The sequence below is a fragment of the Nocardia sp. NPDC058497 genome (assembly GCF_042720195.1).
Lineage (GTDB): Bacteria > Actinomycetota > Actinomycetes > Mycobacteriales > Mycobacteriaceae > Nocardia.
Genome location: NZ_JBHXMY010000642.1, coordinates 1 through 3,229, shown reverse-complemented (window position 1 = coordinate 3,229; position 3,229 = coordinate 1). Strand labels below are relative to the sequence as shown.

At 65.9% G+C, this 3,229-nt stretch carries 3 protein-coding genes and 1 pseudogene; 3 read left to right on the top strand and 1 reads right to left on the bottom strand.

All coding sequences use genetic code 11. The features are described from left to right. The 3 genes and pseudogenes from ACFWPJ_RS28730 to ACFWPJ_RS28720 form a co-directional block, all read left to right on the top strand. Positions 1-594: pseudogene (locus ACFWPJ_RS28730) on the top strand (IS5 family transposase); the annotation flags it as partial. 82 nt (positions 595-676) lie between these two features. Beyond that, positions 677-1,930 (top strand): hypothetical protein, encoded by a 1,254-nt coding sequence (locus ACFWPJ_RS28725; protein WP_378856019.1) that lies wholly within the window; start codon positions 677-679, stop codon positions 1,928-1,930. Continuing rightward, positions 1,918-2,706 (top strand): class II glutamine amidotransferase, encoded by a 789-nt coding sequence (locus ACFWPJ_RS28720; protein ID WP_378856017.1) that lies wholly within the window; start codon positions 1,918-1,920, stop codon positions 2,704-2,706. Before ACFWPJ_RS28725 ends, ACFWPJ_RS28720 begins: the two co-directional genes overlap by 13 nt. A 151-nt stretch (positions 2,707-2,857) precedes the next feature. Here ACFWPJ_RS28720 and ACFWPJ_RS28715 read toward each other — a convergent pair. Continuing rightward, positions 2,858-3,229: hypothetical protein (locus tag ACFWPJ_RS28715; RefSeq protein WP_378856015.1), on the bottom strand; the 372-nt coding region annotated here is incomplete at its 5' end.

Below are 3,229 nucleotides of genomic sequence, written 5' to 3'. Positions count from 1 at the left end.
CGGGGCCCACCCCCCCGCCGCGGGCGCGCGTAAAAGGGGGATCTGCAGGTCCAACCGCCTGGCGGGGTGAGTGTCGAGCCTGCCGATCATGGTCTGGGGCGCTCTCGCGGTGGGTGGACCACGAAACTGCACTTGGCGTGCGAGCAGGGCCGTAAACCCTTGGCGTTGTTGATCACTGCTGGTCAGTCGGGTGACAGTCCGCAGTTCGCGGCGGTCCTCGACGCGATCGGGGTCCCCCGCTTCGAGACCGGCCGGACCCGCACGCGACCGGACCGGGTGTTGGCCGACAAGGCTTACAGCTCCCGTGCCAACCGCGCCTATCTGCGGCGGCGGGGTATCGCAGCGACCATCGCCGTGCCGGCCGATCAACTCGCTCACCGCCGACGGCGAGGAGTCGCAGGTGGTCGGCCTTATGCGTTCGATACCGAGATCTACAAGCAGCGTCACGCTGTCGAATGTGGCATCAACCAGCTCAAACAGCACCGTGCGGTAGCGACCCGCTACGACAAACTCGCTGTGCGTTATCTGGCCACTGTCCACATCGCAGCCATCAATATCTGGCTCGGCAACGGCCACTTGTTAAACACGACCTAGCCGACTGACCTGCTGTCCCGCCCATACATCTCAGCCTGCACCCGTTTGGTGCAGGCTTTCGTCGTTTCCAGGGAAGGAACCGATGCCCACCGCTGTCCTCGATATCTCGGCCGACCTCGCCGAGTGCGAGTCCTGTTCCACCCAGACCCCTCCCGACGAGATCATCCACACTGCCGATGCCGACCAGCTGTGCTCGAGTTGCGCGGTCGAGCTCGACCTGTGCCAGTCCTGCGATCGGCCCGCCCGCGATGTCGAGCAGACCGTCGACGACGAAGACCGCTGCGCCGAATGCCGCAGCGAGTTCAGCCAATGTGATGACTGCTCGCGCTACAGCACCGAGATCACCGCGATCATCTCCGGCGGCGACGTCTGCCCCGACTGTGCCGCCGAATACTCGCACTGCTTCGACTGCAATAGCGCCGCCGCCGATCTGGTCTCGATCAACTTTGACCACTCAGTGTGCTCGGACTGCCGAGACGACTACTGCCGGTGCCACGAGTGCCAGATGCTGTTTCGCGGGTGTGAGTACTACTGCGAAGACTGCTCCCGACCCGACTCCTCCCGGGTCCACGACTCCGACTACAAGCCACACCCTGACTTTCATGGTTGCGGCCCGTTGTTCCTGGGTCTCGAGCTCGAAGTCCGCACCACCTACACCGGACACGATACCGCGGTCGAGACCGCGAACACCCGTCTCGAGTCGCTGGGCTATCTCAAGGACGACGCATCGATCAGCTGCGGATTCGAGCTGGTCACCCACCCGATGAGTTTCGACTACGCGATGAGCCGGTTCCCGTGGTCGCTGCTGTCGCAACTGCGGTTGCTGGGCTGCCGGACAGACGAAGAGGTCGGCCTCCACATCCACCTGTCCCGCGACGGTTTCGACTCCCCCGCCCACATCTACCGCTGGCTCAAACTCATCTACCGCAACGAGGCGGCGGTGACCGCGCTGGCGCGGCGCCGCTATACCGAATGGGCGCAGTTCGATCCCGACATCCGCGCCATGGCCAAGAAGCTCGCGAACGGCGATCACGGGTGGGGCCGCTACCACGCCGTCAACGCCCGCCCCACAGACACTTTCGAGCTGCGCGTGTTCGCCAGCTCGCTCAACCGTCGTCAGGTCCAGGCCGCGCTCGCCTTCGCCCACGCCTCGGTCGAATACACCCGCGGCCTGCGCGCCCGCGACGTCGCCAGATTCGGCGGCTGGGACTGGTCCACCTTCGCCGCCTGGGTTTCCACGCGGCCCGAGTACGCGCCGCTGACCGCCGAGCTGTCCGCGCTCGCCGATACCGGCGCATTCATCGACACGGAGGAGGCCTACCCGTGTGCATCCTGACCTTCATCAAATCCGACATCACCCCCGACTACGACGCCCTCGCTGCCGGTGCGATGGCCAACCCCCACGGACACGGGTGGGCTATCCACGCCGGTGACCGGCTGATCGTCGGGCATGGCCTGGACCCGAAGACCACGATCACCGAATTCGCCCACGCCCGAACAGAGTTCCCGGACGGGCCAGCGTTGTTCCATTCCCGCTTCGCGACCCATGGCAAGCACACCACCGCCAACTGTCACCCCTTCGCGATCGGTGGGGACAAGCGCAGCGTGCTGGCCCACAACGGGGTCCTGCCCGACCACGTTCACCCGATGCGCGGTGATGATCGCTCCGATACCCGGATCGCGGCCGAGGACTTCCTGCCCCGGGCACCGTTCGGGTCGCTGGATTCGTGGATCGGGCGGTCGCGGTTCGAGCGCTGGCTGGGCACCGACAAGGCAGTCATTCTGACCGTCGACCCTGCTTACAAGCAGCCCGCCTACATCTTCAACGAACAGGCGGGGCACTGGCGCGACGGGTCGTGGTACTCCAATCACACCTACGAGCTGGGCAGGTTCCCTCACGGCGCCTACACCACCTTCGCCGAGGGTCTCGGGTTCGCCGACGGCTACTGCGACAACTGCGGAGCAATTTTCGACAACCCCGACGGCACGCATTGCCTGTACTGCGGCTACTGCACCGAGTGCCTGCGGACCTTTCCGCGGTGTAGCTGCGCCTGCCCTGACGATTCCGAGCGCTACGCCGACTTCCTCGACCCTGAACTCGAAATCGCGTGAACACGTCTGGGGCCGTGCGCGGCTGGTGCCCGCCACCCGCGCGCGGACTTCCACGCCGGGTAGCGACGCCCGCGCCTGGACAGATTGGGCTCGACACCGACCAGACGACCGGATCCGCTCAAGGCGCCCAGCGACACCGGTGGGTCTCCTACTACTCAGGGAGCGGGCGGAGATTGAGGTAGAACAGACACCTGCCGCGGTCGGGCCTCACCACGGCCGGGTGGCCGCCCAGCCACACGCGCACATCCACACCGGCACCGACCGGGTAGACGAACAGTTCCAGTTCCTCTCTGCCGAAGAACTCGCTCAGACCGGCCTGGCCCGGATCGAACTCGCCGTAGAGCATGCCCGCCGTGTTGTAGAACGCGGTCGCTGTCGCTGCCCGCATCAGCGCGCTGCCCACCCCGCGGCGTCGTTGCGGCTCGTCGACGGCGACCAGATCCACACGGCACATCGATACCAACGCCAACGCCGACGCTGATGCGGGCAGGTCCCAGTCCTCGGACAATGCAACCAGCTCATC